The sequence below is a fragment of the Vibrio sp. SCSIO 43097 genome, from assembly GCF_023650755.1.
GTDB lineage: Bacteria > Pseudomonadota > Gammaproteobacteria > Enterobacterales > Vibrionaceae > Vibrio > Vibrio alginolyticus.
Window position 1 is genome coordinate 2,818,487 of record NZ_CP071840.1, and the last position, 18,223, is coordinate 2,836,709.

Annotated in this window: 10 protein-coding genes, 4 tRNA genes, 3 rRNA genes and 1 other annotated feature; of the genes, 5 read left to right on the forward strand and 12 right to left on the reverse strand. The window is 46.0% G+C overall.

The annotated features are described in order from the left end of the window. Window positions 1-94: 94 nt before the first annotated feature. From J4N40_RS13645 to rluD, 10 genes are all read right to left on the reverse strand, one after another. A tRNA-Trp gene (locus J4N40_RS13645) sits at window positions 95-171 on the reverse strand. 35 nt (window positions 172-206) lie between these two features. Then, window positions 207-283 (reverse strand) — tRNA-Asp (locus J4N40_RS13650). A gap of 77 nt (window positions 284-360) precedes the next feature. Then, a 5S ribosomal RNA gene (gene rrf / locus J4N40_RS13655) occupies window positions 361-477 on the reverse strand. A gap of 93 nt (window positions 478-570) precedes the next feature. Next, window positions 571-3,461, reverse strand: a 23S ribosomal RNA gene (locus tag J4N40_RS13660). A 294-nt stretch (window positions 3,462-3,755) separates the two neighbouring features. Beyond that, window positions 3,756-3,831: transfer RNA gene (locus tag J4N40_RS13665), tRNA-Glu, on the reverse strand. A gap of 10 nt (window positions 3,832-3,841) precedes the next feature. Continuing rightward, window positions 3,842-3,917 (reverse strand) — tRNA-Ala (locus tag J4N40_RS13670). A 95-nt stretch (window positions 3,918-4,012) separates the two neighbouring features. Further along, window positions 4,013-5,565, reverse strand: a 16S ribosomal RNA gene (locus J4N40_RS13675). The 16S, 23S and 5S rRNA genes sit together here with 4 tRNA genes alongside, the layout of an rRNA operon. Before the next feature lie 522 nt (window positions 5,566-6,087). Then, window positions 6,088-8,661: an ATP-dependent chaperone ClpB gene (gene clpB, locus J4N40_RS13680; protein WP_005381873.1), complete on the reverse strand. Its 2,574-nt coding sequence runs from the start codon at window positions 8,659-8,661 to the stop codon at window positions 6,088-6,090. A gap of 144 nt (window positions 8,662-8,805) precedes the next feature. Continuing rightward, complete coding sequence (pgeF, locus tag J4N40_RS13685) at window positions 8,806-9,534, reverse strand: peptidoglycan editing factor PgeF (protein WP_115385746.1); 729 nt, start codon at window positions 9,532-9,534, stop codon at window positions 8,806-8,808. 1 nt (window position 9,535) lies between these two features. Further along, window positions 9,536-10,513 (reverse strand): 23S rRNA pseudouridine(1911/1915/1917) synthase RluD, encoded by a 978-nt coding sequence (rluD, locus tag J4N40_RS13690; RefSeq protein ID WP_005381875.1) that lies wholly within the window; start codon window positions 10,511-10,513, stop codon window positions 9,536-9,538. 136 nt (window positions 10,514-10,649) lie between these two features. Between rluD and bamD the strand changes: the two genes are divergently transcribed. The 5 genes from bamD (at window position 10,650) to yjjX (ending at window position 15,638) form a co-directional block, all read left to right on the forward strand. Then, on the forward strand, window positions 10,650-11,378 hold the full coding sequence (gene bamD, locus J4N40_RS13695; protein ID WP_005381876.1) for an outer membrane protein assembly factor BamD: 729 nt from the start codon (window positions 10,650-10,652) through the stop codon (window positions 11,376-11,378). Window positions 11,379-11,525: 147 nt separating this feature from the next. Next, on the forward strand, window positions 11,526-13,019 hold the full coding sequence (locus J4N40_RS13700) for an MltF family protein (RefSeq protein ID WP_025768442.1): 1,494 nt from the start codon (window positions 11,526-11,528) through the stop codon (window positions 13,017-13,019). A 313-nt stretch (window positions 13,020-13,332) separates the two neighbouring features. Continuing rightward, on the forward strand, window positions 13,333-13,659 hold the full coding sequence (hpf, locus tag J4N40_RS13705) for a ribosome hibernation-promoting factor, HPF/YfiA family (protein ID WP_005381889.1): 327 nt from the start codon (window positions 13,333-13,335) through the stop codon (window positions 13,657-13,659). Between the two features lie 108 nt (window positions 13,660-13,767). Continuing rightward, window positions 13,768-13,889: a sequence feature (Phe leader region), on the forward strand. Between the two features lie 12 nt (window positions 13,890-13,901). Next, window positions 13,902-15,080: a prephenate dehydratase gene (gene pheA / locus J4N40_RS13710; protein ID WP_017636154.1), complete on the forward strand. Its 1,179-nt coding sequence runs from the start codon at window positions 13,902-13,904 to the stop codon at window positions 15,078-15,080. 24 nt (window positions 15,081-15,104) lie between these two features. Next, window positions 15,105-15,638, forward strand: a complete 534-nt coding sequence (yjjX, locus tag J4N40_RS13715; RefSeq protein WP_005381891.1) for an inosine/xanthosine triphosphatase — start codon at window positions 15,105-15,107, stop codon at window positions 15,636-15,638. 110 nt (window positions 15,639-15,748) lie between these two features. Here the strand turns inward: yjjX and trpR are convergent, their stop codons facing one another. Both trpR and sltY read right to left on the reverse strand, forming a co-directional pair. Next, window positions 15,749-16,057, reverse strand: coding sequence for a trp operon repressor (trpR, locus tag J4N40_RS13720; RefSeq protein WP_005381892.1), 309 nt, complete (start codon window positions 16,055-16,057; stop codon window positions 15,749-15,751). A gap of 13 nt (window positions 16,058-16,070) precedes the next feature. Continuing rightward, window positions 16,071-18,017, reverse strand: coding sequence for a murein transglycosylase (sltY, locus tag J4N40_RS13725; RefSeq protein ID WP_373921177.1), 1,947 nt, complete (start codon window positions 18,015-18,017; stop codon window positions 16,071-16,073). Window positions 18,018-18,223 lie beyond the last annotated feature (206 nt).

The window sequence follows — 18,223 nt, forward strand, 5'->3', positions numbered from 1 at the left end:
GGTATCAGAGGAATCGACAACTCTTCCAACTAGTCAGCTTCTCTTTTCTTCAGATGCAAAAAAGCCCCAGCATTACTGCTGAGGCTTTAAAGTATGGCAGGGGTGGAGAGATTCGAACTCCCAACACGCGGATTTGGAATCCGCTGCTCTGCCAATTGGAGCTACACCCCTGTAATTCGTGTTTATTGAGACGACGCTCAAATAAGTGGCGGAGTGGACGGGACTCGAACCCGCGACCCCCGGCGTGACAGGCCGGTATTCTAACCAACTGAACTACCACTCCGCAGTGGTATCACTCGCTTTAATAAGCAAGCCTCCGCTTTTGTCTTCACTTTTCGAAAAAGTGAAAATAAAACTAAAGCCTGGCGATGTCCTACTCTCACATGGGGAAGCCCCACACTACCATCGGCGCTATTTCGTTTCACTTCTGAGTTCGGCATGGAAATCAGGTGGGTCCAAAACGCTATGGTCGCCAAGCAAATTCTTTAATCTGGAAAGCTGTTTTTTAATTCTCGTTCTTACACATTCAATGTTCTTTCATTGAGTCCATCAAAACCCCTTGGGTGTTGTATGGTTAAGCCTCACGGGCAATTAGTACAGGTTAGCTCAACGCCTCACAACGCTTACACACCCTGCCTATCAACGTCGTAGTCTACGACAACCCTTTAGGATACTTAAAGTATCAGGGAGAACTCATCTCAAGGCTCGCTTCCCGCTTAGATGCTTTCAGCGGTTATCGATCCCGAACTTAGCTACCGGGCAATGCGTCTGGCGACACAACCCGAACACCAGAGGTTCGTCCACTCCGGTCCTCTCGTACTAGGAGCAGCCCCTTTCAATTCTCCAACGCCCACGGCAGATAGGGACCGAACTGTCTCACGACGTTCTAAACCCAGCTCGCGTACCACTTTAAATGGCGAACAGCCATACCCTTGGGACCGACTTCAGCCCCAGGATGTGATGAGCCGACATCGAGGTGCCAAACACCGCCGTCGATATGAACTCTTGGGCGGTATCAGCCTGTTATCCCCGGAGTACCTTTTATCCGTTGAGCGATGGCCCTTCCATTCAGAACCACCGGATCACTATGACCTGCTTTCGCACCTGCTCGAATTGTCATTCTCGCAGTCAAGCGGGCTTATGCCATTGCACTAACCTCACGATGTCCAACCGTGATTAGCCCACCTTCGTGCTCCTCCGTTACGCTTTGGGAGGAGACCGCCCCAGTCAAACTACCCACCAGGCACTGTCCGCAACCCCGATAAGGGGTCGACGTTAGAACATCAACACTACAAGGGTGGTATTTCAAGGACGGCTCCACGCAATCTAGCGACTGCGCTTCAAAGCCTCCCACCTATCCTACACATGTAGGGTCAATGTTCAGTGCCAAGCTGTAGTAAAGGTTCACGGGGTCTTTCCGTCTAGCCGCGGGTACACTGCATCTTCACAGCGATTTCAATTTCACTGAGTCTCGGGTGGAGACAGCGTGGCCATCATTACGCCATTCGTGCAGGTCGGAACTTACCCGACAAGGAATTTCGCTACCTTAGGACCGTTATAGTTACGGCCGCCGTTTACCGGGGCTTCGATCAAGAGCTTCGACCGAAGTCTAACCCCATCAATTAACCTTCCGGCACCGGGCAGGCGTCACACCGTATACGTCATCTTGCGATTTTGCACAGTGCTGTGTTTTTAATAAACAGTTGCAGCCACCTGGTATCTGCGACTCTCAATAGCTCCATCCGCGAGGGACTTCACCGTCGAGAGCGTACCTTCTCCCGAAGTTACGGTACCATTTTGCCTAGTTCCTTCACCCGAGTTCTCTCAAGCGCCTTGGTATTCTCTACCCGACCACCTGTGTCGGTTTGGGGTACGATTCCTTACAATCTGAAGCTTAGAGGCTTTTCCTGGAAGCATGGCATCAATGACTTCACATCCGTAGATGCTCGACGTCGTGTCTCAGCCTTAAAGAGAGCCGGATTTACCTAACTCTCAAGCCTACGCACTTGAACCTGGACAACCGTCGCCAGGCCCACCTAGCCTTCTCCGTCCCCCCATCGCAATTGTAAGAAGTACGGGAATATTAACCCGTTTCCCATCGACTACGCCTTTCGGCCTCGCCTTAGGGGTCGACTTACCCTGCCCCGATTAACGTTGGACAGGAACCCTTGGTCTTCCGGCGAGGAGGTTTTTCACCCCCTTTATCGTTACTCATGTCAGCATTCGCACTTCTGATACGTCCAGCATGCGTTACCACACACCTTCAACCGCTTACAGAACGCTCCCCTACCCAATATACAAAAGTATATTGCCGCAGCTTCGGTTTACTACTTAGCCCCGTTACATCTTCCGCGCAGGCCGACTCGACCAGTGAGCTATTACGCTTTCTTTAAATGATGGCTGCTTCTAAGCCAACATCCTGGCTGTCTGAGCCTTCCCACATCGTTTCCCACTTAGTAGTAATTTGGGACCTTAGCTGGCGGTCTGGGTTGTTTCCCTCTCCACGACGGACGTTAGCACCCGCCGTGTGTCTCCCGGATAGTACTTACTGGTATTCGGAGTTTGCAAAGGGTTGGTAAGTCGGGATGACCCCCTAGCCTTAACAGTGCTCTACCCCCAGTAGTATTCGTCCGAGGCGCTACCTAAATAGCTTTCGGGGAGAACCAGCTATCTCCAGGTTTGATTGGCCTTTCACCCCTAGCCACAAGTCATCCGCTAATTTTTCAACATTAGTCGGTTCGGTCCTCCAGTTGATGTTACTCAACCTTCAACCTGCCCATGGCTAGATCACCTGGTTTCGGGTCTATATCCAGAGACTGAACGCCCAGTTAAGACTCGGTTTCCCTACGGCTCCCCTAGATGGTTAACCTTGCCACTGAATATAAGTCGCTGACCCATTATACAAAAGGTACGCAGTCACAGGATAAAGCCTGCTCCTACTGCTTGTACGTACACGGTTTCAGGTTCTATTTCACTCCCCTCACAGGGGTTCTTTTCGCCTTTCCCTCACGGTACTGGTTCACTATCGGTCAGTCAGTAGTATTTAGCCTTGGAGGATGGTCCCCCCATATTCAGACAGGATATCACGTGTCCCGCCCTACTCGATTTCACTGAACACACGTCGTCAACTACGGGACTATCACCCTGTATCGTCAGCCTTTCCAGGCTGTTCGTCTAACGCGTGTAAAGCTTAAGGGCTAGTCCAATTTCGCTCGCCGCTACTTTCGGAATCTCGGTTGATTTCTTTTCCTCGGGGTACTTAGATGTTTCAGTTCCCCCGGTTCGCCCTGTTGAGCTATGTATTCACTCAACAGTAATACCTTATGGTATTGGGTTTCCCCATTCGGAAATCCCAGACTCAAATGGTTTTTACTACCTAATCTGGGCTTATCGCAAGTTAATACGTCCTTCATCGCCTCTGACTGCCAAGGCATCCACCGTGTACGCTTAGTCACTTAACCATACAACCCGAAGGAGTTTCGAGTTGATGTTCAAATCACCAAAGTTGTCTCTCATTATTTGAATGAGCGAGAGACATTCGATTTTGCCGGACTCAATTTCGAATAATCACTGTAAAAGTGATATTCCCAAGAACACTTGAATGTGTTTTTTGGTGTTTGTCTTAAAGACAAACATTGAGAACTTTACAAACAATCTTAAAAGATTGTTTTGTCAGCTTTCCAAATTGTTAAAGAGCTAATCACTTCTAATGAAGTAACCATTTTTAAAAACTCTCAAGAGAGAATGTTTAAAGATGGTATCCCGTAGGGGAGTCGAACCCCTGTTACCGCCGTGAAAGGGCGGTGTCCTAGGCCTCTAGACGAACGGGACACTGAGTATGTGGTGGAGCTAATCGGGATCGAACCGATGACCTCTTCGCTGCCAGCGAAGCGCTCTCCCAGCTGAGCTATAGCCCCACATAAATTGCTTCAGCATTTTATGCAGAACCAATTTTGCTCTGAAATCTAAACCATATCAATCTGTGTGGACACTCATCGTAATAATCATCGTATAAGGAGGTGATCCAGCGCCAGGTTCCCCTAGCGCTACCTTGTTACGACTTCACCCCAGTCATGAACCACAAAGTGGTAAGCGTCCCCCCGAAGGTTAAACTACCTACTTCTTTTGCAGCCCACTCCCATGGTGTGACGGGCGGTGTGTACAAGGCCCGGGAACGTATTCACCGTGGCATTCTGATCCACGATTACTAGCGATTCCGACTTCATGGAGTCGAGTTGCAGACTCCAATCCGGACTACGACGCACTTTTTGGGATTCGCTCACTTTCGCAAGTTGGCTGCCCTCTGTATGCGCCATTGTAGCACGTGTGTAGCCCTACTCGTAAGGGCCATGATGACTTGACGTCGTCCCCACCTTCCTCCGGTTTATCACCGGCAGTCTCCCTGGAGTTCCCGACATTACTCGCTGGCAAACAAGGATAAGGGTTGCGCTCGTTGCGGGACTTAACCCAACATTTCACAACACGAGCTGACGACAGCCATGCAGCACCTGTCTCAGAGTTCCCGAAGGCACCAATCCATCTCTGGAAAGTTCTCTGGATGTCAAGAGTAGGTAAGGTTCTTCGCGTTGCATCGAATTAAACCACATGCTCCACCGCTTGTGCGGGCCCCCGTCAATTCATTTGAGTTTTAATCTTGCGACCGTACTCCCCAGGCGGTCTACTTAACGCGTTAGCTCCGAAAGCCACGGCTCAAGGCCACAACCTCCAAGTAGACATCGTTTACGGCGTGGACTACCAGGGTATCTAATCCTGTTTGCTCCCCACGCTTTCGCATCTGAGTGTCAGTATCTGTCCAGGGGGCCGCCTTCGCCACCGGTATTCCTTCAGATCTCTACGCATTTCACCGCTACACCTGAAATTCTACCCCCCTCTACAGTACTCTAGTCTGCCAGTTTCAAATGCTATTCCGAGGTTGAGCCCCGGGCTTTCACATCTGACTTAACAAACCACCTGCATGCGCTTTACGCCCAGTAATTCCGATTAACGCTCGCACCCTCCGTATTACCGCGGCTGCTGGCACGGAGTTAGCCGGTGCTTCTTCTGTCGCTAACGTCAAATGATAGTGCTATTAACACTACCACCTTCCTCACGACTGAAAGTGCTTTACAACCCGAAGGCCTTCTTCACACACGCGGCATGGCTGCATCAGGCTTGCGCCCATTGTGCAATATTCCCCACTGCTGCCTCCCGTAGGAGTCTGGACCGTGTCTCAGTTCCAGTGTGGCTGATCATCCTCTCAGACCAGCTAGGGATCGTCGCCTTGGTGAGCCCTTACCTCACCAACTAGCTAATCCCACCTAGGCATATCCTGACGCGAGAGGCCCGAAGGTCCCCCTCTTTGGCCCGTAGGCATCATGCGGTATTAGCCATCGTTTCCAATGGTTATCCCCCACATCAGGGCAATTTCCTAGGCATTACTCACCCGTCCGCCGCTCGACGCCGTTATCGTTCCCCGAAGGTTCAGATAACTCGTTTCCGCTCGACTTGCATGTGTTAGGCCTGCCGCCAGCGTTCAATCTGAGCCATGATCAAACTCTTCAATTTAAGATTTTGTTCGGCTCAATGAATACTGAACATTCCTTTCGCTAATAAATAGCAGAAGTAATGTTTGAATTGACTGTGCTGAATCTTTCGATTCAATGGTCACTTCGTTTCATTGAAACCTAATTTGATACCGAAGTATCGAATTGGATTATCATCAACGAGTGCCCACACAGATTGATAGGTCTATATTTTTAAAGAGCACACTTCGAAGTTCTCTTCAAAGTGGACGGCTATTTTAGCTAGATAACTTATCGTGTCAAACACTTTTTTAAGTTATTTATCTGCGAGTTAATTTTAACTCACTAACCGTAGTTGTTTAGGTTCCGCTTCACTTGCTTTCCCGTGACAACGGAGGCGCATTATAGGGAGTTCATTAAAGAACACAAGTGCATTTTTTAAAAAAACTCACCTTTTTAGTTTATTCGTATAGAAAACAGACAAAAGACTCTAAAAAACTATAGAAAAGGGGCCAAACGGCCCCTTTAGTGTGATTTTTATCTCAATTTTACTGTATCCATACAATTATTGATGAGCACAAATTTGGTCATTAGTAACAATTAGCTGCACTGTCTTGTCTGGAACGATTTCACCAGAAAGAATTGATTTGGCTAACGGGTTCTCGACATTCTGCTGAATTGCACGTTTTAAAGGACGCGCACCATACACAGGATCGAAACCAACTTGAGCGATCAAGTCGAGTGCTTTGTCGGAAACTTCTAGTTGATAGCCTTTCTCCTCTAGTCGTTTCGCCAAACGTTCCAATTGAATAGAAGCAATGGACTTAATGTGCTCTTGACCAAGTGGATGGAACACCACGATTTCGTCAACACGGTTCAAGAACTCTGGGCGGAAGTGTTTGCTAACCACATCCATCACTTCACTCTTGATACCTTGATAGTCTAATGTTGCGAAATTCTCTTGGATACGAGATGAACCCAAGTTAGATGTCATGATCACAACCGTATTACGGAAGTCAACAGTACGACCTTGACCATCCGTTAAACGCCCATCATCGAGAACTTGCAGCAGAATGTTAAATACATCCGGATGCGCTTTCTCTACTTCGTCTAACAAAATTACCGAATACGGCTTGCGACGAACCGCTTCAGTTAAGTAACCACCCTCTTCATATCCGACATAGCCTGGAGGAGCACCAACCAACCTTGCCACTGAGTGTTTCTCCATGAACTCAGACATATCGATACGGACCATCGCATCTTCACTGTCGAACATAAAGCTCGCAAGTGTCTTACAAAGCTCTGTTTTACCCACACCAGTTGGACCTAAGAATAAGAAGGAGCCAATTGGTCGGTTTGGATCAGAAAGCCCAGCTCGACTACGACGAATGGCATTCGATACAACAGAGACCGCTTCGCTTTGCCCTACCACACGATTATGCAGCACGTCTTCCATACGAAGTAGTTTCTCTTTTTCCGCTTCTAGCATCTTGGATACCGGAATGCCGGTTTGCTTAGAAAGTACTTCTGCAATCTCGTTGTCGGTTACTTTATTACGCAATAGCGTCATTTCCTGCATTTCAGCTTGGGTTGCAAGATCTAACTGCTTCTCAAGTTCAGGAATACGACCATATTGAAGCTCCGACATACGGTTTAGATCGCCAGCACGGCGAGCAAACTCCATGTCCATACGAGCTTGTTCAAGCTCAGACTTAATATGTTGAGTGCCAGAAAGAGCTGCTTTTTCTGTATTCCAAACCTCTTCTAGTTCAGCGTACTCACGTTCTTTTTCATTGAGTTCTTCATTAAGCGCTTTCAAACGCTTTTCACTCGCTTCATCGTGCTCGTTACTTAGTGCTTGTTGCTCAATTTTGAGTTGGATGATTTTACGCTCAAGCTTATCCAAGGACTCTGGCTTAGAGTCAATTTGTAAACGAATGCTTGAAGCCGCTTCGTCAATCAAGTCAATCGCTTTATCCGGCAACTGACGGTCGGAGACATAGCGATGTGACAAACTCGCCGCAGCAACAATCGCTGGGTCGGTAATTTCGACGTGATGATGAAGCTCATAACGCTCCTTCAAGCCACGTAAAATCGCCACGGTATCCTCAACGGTCGGCTCATCCACCAGCACTTTTTGGAAACGACGTTCTAATGCTGCATCTTTTTCGATGTACTGACGATATTCATCCAATGTTGTTGCGCCAACACAGTGCAGCTCACCACGAGCTAATGCCGGTTTTAGCATGTTGCCCGCATCCATTGAGCCTTCACCTTTACCAGCACCGACCATAGTGTGTAGTTCATCAATGAAGAGGATGACGTTGCCTTCTTCTTTAGCAAGTTCATTCAATACTGATTTTAAACGCTCTTCAAATTCCCCACGGTATTTCGCGCCAGCAACCAGTGCGCCCATATCCAGTGATAGCACACGGCGACCACGCAGACCTTCAGGTACTTCATTGTTAACTATGCGCTGCGCTAAGCCTTCAACAATTGCTGTCTTACCTACGCCTGGTTCACCGATAATCACAGGGTTGTTTTTAGTACGACGCTGCAATACCTGGATAGTACGACGGATTTCATCATCACGGCCGATAACAGGATCCAATTTACCTTGCTCTGCACGTTCGGTAAGGTCTATGGTGAACTTTTCCAATGCTTGGCGAAGCTCTTCCGCATTCGGGTCATTGACCTTTTGACCACCTCTGATCTTTTCGATTGCCTGGCTGACTTTTTGCTCTGTTAAACCGATCTCTTTGAGTAATTGCCCCAACGGTCCGCGATCTTCTAAAGCGGCAAGCAGGAAGACTTCAGACGAGATATAGGAGTCTTGACGCTTTTGCGCCACTTTGTCACACAGGTTAAACAATGTGCCCATCGAGCTAGAGAGCTGAACATCCCCACCGATGCCACTGACTTTTGGTAATCGATCTAACATTTCACTCAATTTAGAGCGTAAATGCGTTACGTCCACATCCAGCATAGTAAGCAATGGACGAATTGGACTGCCATTTTGATCAAGCAAAGCCACCATGAGGTGAACTGGCTCGATATATTGATGATCGCGCCCTAACGCTAGTGATTGAGCATCAGAGATAGCGATTTGAAACTTACTTGTGAATCGATCAAGACGCATATCTACCTTCCTAACCTCAACTAAAGGAAATTCTTTTGACAGTTAGAAAGATGGATACTCACGAGGGGAATTTCAAGGGAGTGAATGAATAAAGATAGCTTTGCAAAAATAGTAGTATGCATCTTAGCACTTTGGTGCTTATAGCTAGTCTTCGATCCAAATAAAGGTTGCTTGTCGACCTGTCTTACCATCACGGCGATACGAGTAAAAAGAGGCTTTATCTTGGTAAGTACAAAGTCCAGAATCAAACACTTGTGTCACACCAGCTCGGTTTAAACGTTGCGTTGCCAGCACCGACATGTCAGCAAACCATTTACCGTCGATATCGCGTGGAGCAAATGCTTGATTCGCCTGTGAATCAAAATCAACAAAAGCTTGCAGAACATCTTCACCCACTTCGAAGGCATGAGGGCCAATGGCGGGGCCAAGCCACGCTATCACTTCACCAGAAAACAACGCTAACGCATTTTCGACAATGCCATTTGCTAAGCCGCGCCAACCTGCGTGAACAGCGGCTACTTGCGTACCTTGTGTATTAGTCAATAATACAGGTAAACAGTCGGCGGTCATCGCTGAACATACAACATGGCTTGAAGAAGTAAATACACCATCCGCATCAAGCACCTGTGTTGTTGGTTCATTTGCTTGAGCCACAACGGTTGAATGCGTTTGGTTTAACCAGATTGGCGCATTTGGCATGCTTGCCTGTTGCGCCAACCAAGCTCGGTTCTTCTCTACTAAAGACAAATCATCCCCAACGTGAGTACCTAAATTTAGCCCTTGGTAAGGGCCTGTCGAAAATCCGCCTATGCGTGTTGAGGCGAAAGCTTTGACATTTTTAGGCGCTGGCCAATTCGGAATGATCGTCTTCATATTAGAATTCTTCCGGTAAGCCGTGCTCTTCTGTATCTTGACGAAGCGCTTCAGTCATCACAACCATGTCATCAGGCACTGGAGCATGAAACTCAAGAACTTCGCCCGTAATTGGGTGCTCAAAGCGCAGCATTACTGCGTGCAATGCTTGGCGATCGAAGCCCCGGATCATTGCCGTTAGCTCTTCAGACGCACCTGTCGGGATGCGAGCACGTCCACCATATGCAATATCACCGAGCAACGGATGCTGAAGGTAAGACATGTGCACACGAATCTGGTGCGTACGACCCGTTTCTAGACGCAAGCGAATACGCGTGTGTTCGCGGAAGCGTTCAGCAACACGGTAGTGCGTTACTGCTGGTTTGCCCATTGGTGCTACCGCCATAAGCGTGCGCTTAGTAGAGTGACGACCAATCGGTTGATCCACTTTACCGCCCGCAGTCATACGACCAATAGCGATCGCTTCGTACTCACGAGTAATATTACGTTTTTGCAGTGCGCGAACCAGACGAGTTTGTGCAGGAACGGTTTTCGCCACCACCATCAAACCCGTGGTGTCTTTATCCAAACGGTGCACGATACCTGCACGAGGTACTTCTGCAATATCAGGGTAATGATGCAACAACGCATTAAGTACAGTGCCATCAGGCGTACCAGCGCCCGGATGAACCACAAAGTCACGAGGTTTGTTGATAACGATAATATCTTCATCTTCATAGACGATATCTAGCGGGATATCTTGCGCTTCCCAGCGTTCTTCATCTTCTAACTCGGCTTGCAATGTAATTTCCTCGCCACCCATTACTTTGGTACGAGGTTTAGTGACAACTTCACCATCAACTTGAACTTTCCCATCAAGCAGCCACTCTTTTAGGCGCGAGCGAGAGAAGTCCGCGAATAATTCGGCGATAGCTTGGTCTAAACGTTGACCTAACTGGCTATCTTTTACGGTATTTGTTAATACAATCTGCTGAGCCATATCGAACTTTTTTAAAAACTGTGAGACTAATGCTCACGACTGTGAAAAAATAGACTATTACGTCATTGTATCTGTTACTGGAAAGAAAGTAACGGCAGCTTAAGAAATATTTAGATTCAAGGAACAGACTCCTGATATGAAACGTCAGACTTTAACAGGCCTTTTAGCGGTATCCCTTCTGTTTGGATGTGCAAGCAAAGAAGAAATCGTTCCTGATGTGCCGCCTTCGGAACTGTATGCAGACGCACAGATTTCTCTTCAAAGTGGTAATTGGCTTTCTGCAATTGAGAAACTGGAAGCATTAGACTCACGTTACCCATTCGGTGCCTACTCAGAACAGGTGCAGCTTGACCTAATCTATGCGTACTACAAAAACGACGACCTTGCTTTGGGCTTGGCAACCATTTCTCGCTTTATGCGTTTAAACCCAACCCATGAAAAGATGGATTGGGTGCTGTACATGCGAGGTCTAAGCCACATGGCGCAAGATCGTAACTTTATGCATGATTTATTCAGCGTAGATCGAAGCGATCGCGATCCTGAACCGGTAAAAAAAGCGTTTGATGACTTCAAAAAACTACTTCAACGCTACCCGAATAGCCCATATGCAGAAGATTCACAAAAACGTATGGTTGCGCTGAAAAACCGTCTAGCGAACTATGATTTAGCGACTGCTGACTTCTACCTTCGCCGTGAAGCTTGGGTCGCTGCTATTAATCGCAGCCAAGAGCTACAAAAAGCGTATCCAGACACAGAAGCTGCACGTAAGTCACTGACTATCCAGCTAGAGGCCTACAAGCAACTTGGTTTGGAAGACGCCGTAGCAAGAACTGAAAAGCTTATAGAGCTCAACCCTGTGAAGTAATTGAACTTGCTTTAAACTGAACCGCCACCGTTTTTACCGTGGCGGTTTTTTATTACTCTCAATAGTATATTCAGCCCTTTCTTGATGATCTTCCTAGCTCCACATATGCTTAAAGTTCTCCTCCCCCTTTATAAAAAGGATGTGAACGTGACGATATCTAAGCTTTGCGCAGTTATGCTGCTCCTATTGTCTGCTTCCGTTTACGCACTGCAAATCTCGCCGCTCAAACAGCCTCCTTATACCGGAGACCTCGATGTCATCAAGGAGAAGAATGTACTGCGCGTCTTAGTTTCTGCTGATTTAGGCTTTTACTACATTGAGGGCGGCACACCAAAAGGCATAGGCGCGGAATTGCTGGCGCATTTCGAAAAAGACCTTCGTAAACTCAAACCAAAGCTTAACGTACAAATTATTCCTGTTGCCCGCGACCAGCTACTGCCAGCCTTAGAAAACGGTTCAGGTGACTTAGTTGTCGCCAACCTGACTATTACCGACACGCGCAAACAGAAAGTGGAGTTCAGTTCACCCATCCTCACTGGTATTCAAGAGTGGGTAGTGACAAACAAAAGCACACCAACGATGACGAAAATCGAACAATTGAGCGGCAAAGAGATTTGGGTGCGCGCCAGTTCTAGCTACTTTGAAAGCATTCAGACACTAAATAAGAAACTAAACAAAAAAGGCTTACCGCCTGTTATCGTGCACTTTATTGAAGAAACACTTCAAGATTATGAGCTGGTCGGAATGCTCAACAATGGTTACGTCAAAGCCATTGTTCTCGATAGCCATAAAGCCAAGCTTTGGCTGAAAGTGATGGATGATATTCGGGTGCACAAAAAAATCCCTATCCGCAAAAATGGCAAAATTGCTTGGGCAATGCGAGAAAATAGTCCCAAATTAAAAGCCGTCGTGAATAAGTTCATCCAGAAGTCTCGCTCTGGGACACTACTCGGTAACGTTATTTACGGCAAATACATCGATAACACGGGATGGTTGAACAGAGCTCTTAACCCTAAGAAAATTGCTCAACTAGAAAAACTCGCGGCGCTATTTTCACGCTATGGTGAGAAATACGATATCGACTATTTACTGATCGCTGCAATCGCTTACAAGGAATCAGGATTTAATAACGACCTAGTTGGAAGCCGAGGTGCCGTTGGCATAATGCAAGTCCTACCCAGCACCGCTCAAGATCCGAATATCAATATCAAAAATGTTCGACAATTAGAAAACAACATTCATGCTGGAGTGAAATACTTAGCTTTTTTGCGTAAGCAGTACTTCAGTGATCCTGATATTACTGCACAAAATAAACTCTACTTTACATTGGCGGCTTACAATGCGGGCCCCGGCAATGTAGAGCGTATTCGTAAGCGTGCAGCCCAACAAGGTTACGATCCTAATGTTTGGTTTAATAACGTGGAAGTCGTTATGCGGAAAAGTTTAAGCTCAACGGTTGGGTACGTCACAAGCATTAATCGCTACTACATAATATACAAACAACTAGAAAGTTTGGACCAAGTCAAAAGTTTAGAAGGGGTTTCACTAGCCCCAAAAGACCCCATTTTCATGATACCGCTACGAAAAGTCAGCCAAATGCCAGACAGTAAAAAGCCGCTTGTACAGCAAGCGGCTTTTTAAATGGATTCATTGGAGAGACTCAGTGATCGTCATCACACCTTACGTGTAGTTAAATTTTAACCACCTCAAATATTAGGCCGTAAAACTTCCCTAAAAACGAGGCCGTTTTCAGCTGAGTACTCTATCCAATCTACGGATTTACTAACCGATAACAAGCAATTTCACGATAAATCTCAGAAGTTCTTGAGTGAGATCACATTCATTTTTCATCATAAAAAACCCGAGCAAAATAATGATCTGAATCACATTTTTTTATGCTTAAAGCGGTAATCTGAACTCAACCCATGAGGGATGCAACAGAGGAAAAACACTTATGACAATGAATATCACTGGCAAAAACATCGAAATCACCTCTGCAATCCGAGCTCATATTGAGAGCAAATTTAAAAAACTGGAGAAATGGCAAGTAGACCTAATTGGTTGCCAAGCAACTTTCAGTGAGGAACCAAACAAACAGAAAAAATTCGAAGCGGTTATCAAAGTTCCTAAAGGCCAGCTCATTGCCTCAGCAACTCACGAAGATCTTTACGCAGCTATCAACGAAGTGGAGCAAAAACTAGAACGACAATTGAACAAGCTGACCCACAAACCTGAAGCTCGACGTGCAAGTAAGCCTGAGCTAGTGGAAGAAGAAGAGTAAACTGAACAGATTGAGGAAATAGCGCCGAAAGGCGCTATTTTTTTGCTTGACGCTCTCCCCAGCCTTGCTTATTGTGTTTAAACACTCATAAATTAAGCACTATTTATGCATTTAACCTCACTGTTTATTTTTGACTTCTTTTTCCTCCCATAGTTGGAGGGGCGAACTCGTTTGTGAAAGAAAAGTCAAAAACAAACAGAAAGCCTCCCAAATCGGGAGGCTTTTTTATAAGGAAAGAATTGATGACTGACCAACCTATTTCCCTCGAAGAAATTCGTTTACGCTTGAATGAGTTGGATGACCAACTTCTCAGCTTATTGTCTGAGCGCCGTAAACTCAGCATTGAAGTAGCCAAAAGCAAAGTACAAACCTCAAAGCCTGTTCGCGACGCCGTCCGTGAACAGCAATTATTGGTCAAGCTGATTTCTAATGGCCAAGATAAATACGAACTTGACGCGCAGTACATCACCAAACTTTTCCATACCATCATTGAAGACTCAGTTCTGCTTCAACAAAGTTATCTGCAAAATCTCGTTAACCCACAGCAAAGCCGTAAGCCACTTGCTCGCGTCGCTTTTTTAGGAGCCAAAGGCTCTTATTCGCACTTGGCAAGTCGCGAATACTTCAGTCGTAAAAATACGGAGCTTATCGAGCTCAACTGCGAGCACTTTAAAGAAGTGACTCAAACGGTTGAATCTGGCCATGCTGATTATGGCGTTCTGCCAATCGAAAACACCAGCTCAGGCTCTATTAATGAAGTGTATGACTTACTACAACACACGACGCTTTACATCGTTGGAGAGCTAACTCAACCAATCGAACACTGCTTGGTTGCGAAAAAAGACATTCGTCTGGAAGATATTAAAACGCTGTATTCTCACCCTCAGCCACACCAACAGTGCAGTGAGTTTTTAAGCCGTATGAAAGGGGTAAAGCTGGAATCCTGCGCGAGCACAGCAGATGCAATGCAGAAAGTCCAAGAGATGGATCGTGATGATGTGGCTGCAATTGGTAATGCATCAAGCGGTAAGCTATATGGCTTGCAAGCAATTCAAGGCAACATCGCAAACCAAACCGAAAACCATACTCGCTTTATCGTGGTTGCTCGTAAACCGGTTGAAGTTTCTACTCAGATTCCAGCAAAAACCACATTGATCATGTCGACCTCCCAAGAGGCAGGCTCATTGGTTGAAACACTATTAGTGCTGCAACGTTACGGCATCAATATGACCAAGCTGGAATCACGCCCAATTATGGGGAACCCGTGGGAAGAGATGTTCTACGTAGACTTGACATCACATCTTGCTTCGACAGAAATGCAACAGGCACTTGAAGAGCTAACAAAAATCACTAAGCACTTGAAAGTATTAGGCTGTTACCCGAGTGAGAACGTAAAGCCTACGCAAGTAAAATTGAGTTAATAGACACCAGTGAGTAAAAAGATCATGGCAACCCAAAAAGTCGTAATCGCATCGCTAAACCCAGCCAAAATTAATGCAGTTCAAAGTGCATTTCGTAATGCATTTCCGCATCAAGAGTTCAACTTCGTTGGCATCAGTGTACCGAGTGAGGTCGCAGATCAGCCCATGACGAATGAAGAAACTCATCGTGGTGCGCTAAACCGCGTTAAAAACGCAAAAGTAGAGATGCCAAACGCGGATTACTATGTCGGTCTCGAAGCGGGAATTGAAGCAAACGTGACGTTTGCTTGGATGGTGGTTGAATCAGAGACTCACCGCGGTGAATCTCGTTCTGCAAGCTTAATGTTGCCGCCAAAAGTCTTGGAAAAACTCAAGGATGCGAATGAGTTGGGAGATGTAATGGACGAAGTGTTTGGTACTGATAACATCAAACAGAAAGGTGGCGCTATTAGCCTGCTAACCCAAAACCAGCTAACTCGAAGCTCGGTCTATCACCAAGCCTTGATTCTGGCTTTAATTCCATTCACAAACCCTGAGCACTTTCCTTCAAATTTATAACACTCAGCCTAGTCTCTAGATACGCAAAAGGGCGGATATTTCCGCCCTTTGTAATACGTTATCTTAGTCACTTGTAACACCAAGGCCTAAAAGCAAATTGGATATACTGTCTACTTAGATACCGCAACTTGTTCTAACAAGACTTTCAACTTGTCTTTTTCTTCATCAGATTTCGACTTTAGTTCGTTAGAGCCTCGAGTAATGGTGGCAATGCCCACACCAAGCATCTGACTGATCTGACGTTGAGATAATTCTCCTTTAAGAAGTTCGTTAATTATATTAACGCGTGATATTAATGACTCTCTCTCATCACGTGACATCAGCATTGTTAACAGCATGTCATCTTGCTGGGTGCCCATACTTGTTCGAATTAGCTCAATAATCTGTTGCCAGTCTTTGTACTCGGGTTCGTGCGACATCAAGTTACCTCACTCAATACTTGGTATTGATCTCATGTTGATTCAAGAACGCGCCATCGATACCCAAAAGATCACGATAGTATGTTTCAAACATCAAGATGTTTTGTACATAACCGCGCGTCTCTTTAAATGGAATTGCCTCAATAAAGGCATAAGCATCCACTTTTCCTTGGGTACGCTCTCGCCACGTTTTTACTCTGTTAGGACCTGCATTATAAGCAGCAAGAGCAAAAATACGATTATTATCGTAATCCTCTAATAAACCTTGCAAATAATGGCTACCAATTTCGATATTTTTTCCTACATTGTAGAGATCCTGCGTACCTTGATAACTCAACTTATATTTACGTGCCGTGTACTTCGCCGTCGCAGGCATGATCTGCATAAGACCACGAGCGCCAACTGGAGAGCGGGCTTCAACATCTAACGCACTTTCCTGTCGAGCGAGAGACATCATCGTGACGGGATCAATGTTGTGCTTTTTCGCATAAAAGTTAAACCACCAGCGGTGTGCTATTGGGAACCTAAGTTCGATATTATCCCACATCTGCGCTTGAATACTCGCGGTCACCGTTAGGTGATGCCAACGTTTAAATGATGCATAAGCCGCCAACATCGCCTTTTCATCTTTCCCTACGCGGCGCAGTAAGTGTGCCCATTCACTCTTCGCTGCTGCGATTTTATCCGTCGCGATCAACTCTTCGATACGAGCTAACGAGTCTTGATAGGGTTGAACAACTTTCTTATCCAACTTAACCGTATGCGTTGGGTATTTGATTGATTGCCCGATTGCATTGGCGGCAGCCACACTGTAGAAGTTTCGTTGCCCAAGCAGAGTTGCTAAACGCTGTTTCCCCGCGATGTCATCACCTAACGCTATTTCACTTCTTCCAAGCCAATATTGCCAGCGTAGCGTGGCTTGTTCTTCTTTATTTAGAACAGCAATCCACTCTTGTACGCCTTTCCAATCTGCATTTTGAATCGCTAAGCGGATGCGCGTTTCAATCAACGGTAAGTACTGACTGGTTTTCGTTTTATCATCGCGCCATTTAGCTAATGACTCAGACTCCGTACGAGTCAATCGAAATGCAATATAGTCGGCAAGTTCTTGCGCTTTTTCTGGAGAAAACTTCTGTCCTTCAATGACAGCATCGTACGCACCTTGTGCTTGGCTAGTGTTCATACGAGCCAACTTTTCTAACGCATATTCACTTTGCGCTCGATTAAAATCATTCGCAGGTTTTTTCTTCGCGAATTCCGCAACACTTGAAGGATTATCAAACAACGCTTTCATTTCTTTGGCTTGTTGCTTTGCCTGCGCTGATTTAGGCAGTTTGAGCAAGTAACTCATCAAACCGCCATTACGAGCATCAAACGCCAGTAACATACGCTGTAGAATCAGTTCATCGGTACGCTCACCCGCCTTGTCCCATGCCGCAAATAATGGGTCACACTCATCAGCAATGCTGATGCCACGTAACCACATATGTTCAGCCCCTTTAAATGCCGCGACTTTCTTGCCTTGCTTTAACTGGGCGACGTAGAAAATACATTGGTAACGCTCACCACTAGGAATGACTTTTTGAAACTCAGTAATAGTTTTCCAATCTTTTTGCTTATAAAGATGATTGAGGTATGGAGCGCGAACTCGACGAGAAAATGGAAAAGACTCGTGCTCAGAAATAAACTCGTTTACCTGTTGTGGTGACTTTTCCGGTAACTGTCTAATAAAAGTGCGGTAATCCACATAAGGCGTTAGTGGATAGTCAGAAATTTTAGGACGAATCGAAAGGTATCCATCGATGTCATTTTTATCTAATAAATCTTGAGCTTGCTCATATACTTCGCGCTGCTTTTCCAAACTCAGCGCGGCATTAGCACTCAAACTCATAGCACACAACGCGGCGGCGCAGCATACGTTTTTAGCCAATTCAGATACGTTGAATCTCATTTGTGTCATTTTCCCCAGACATATACTGCCCTAAAGCCTAGTTTTGTTAGAGTTCATGTGATGTTAAGGCAATTTTCACACATGCATCTATTTACACAGAATGCAGATGTCCATGTAAAGCAACTTAGTGTATTAAAAATTGTACTCGTCAAACTTTTAAGACGATGGAGACAAAGCGTTTCTAACTCGCATAGAAAACACTTCGTCATTCTTAA

Bases quoted from the DNA above. Each gene is read 5' to 3' on its own strand.
- trpR (WP_005381892.1), bottom strand. From the start codon at position 16,057: ATGTCGCACGAACCCGAGTACAAAGACTGGCAACAGATTATTGAGCTA.
- rluD (WP_005381875.1), bottom strand. From the start codon at position 10,513: ATGGCTCAGCAGATTGTATTAACAAATACCGTAAAAGATAGCCAGTTA.
- pgeF (WP_115385746.1), bottom strand. From the start codon at position 9,534: ATGAAGACGATCATTCCGAATTGGCCAGCGCCTAAAAATGTCAAAGCT.
- yjjX (WP_005381891.1), top strand. From the start codon at position 15,105: ATGGCAACCCAAAAAGTCGTAATCGCATCGCTAAACCCAGCCAAAATT.
- sltY (WP_373921177.1), bottom strand. From the start codon at position 18,017: ATGACACAAATGAGATTCAACGTATCTGAATTGGCTAAAAACGTATGC.
- clpB (WP_005381873.1), bottom strand. From the start codon at position 8,661: ATGCGTCTTGATCGATTCACAAGTAAGTTTCAAATCGCTATCTCTGAT.
- bamD (WP_005381876.1), top strand. From the start codon at position 10,650: ATGAAACGTCAGACTTTAACAGGCCTTTTAGCGGTATCCCTTCTGTTT.
- pheA (WP_017636154.1), top strand. From the start codon at position 13,902: ATGACTGACCAACCTATTTCCCTCGAAGAAATTCGTTTACGCTTGAAT.
- hpf (WP_005381889.1), top strand. From the start codon at position 13,333: ATGACAATGAATATCACTGGCAAAAACATCGAAATCACCTCTGCAATC.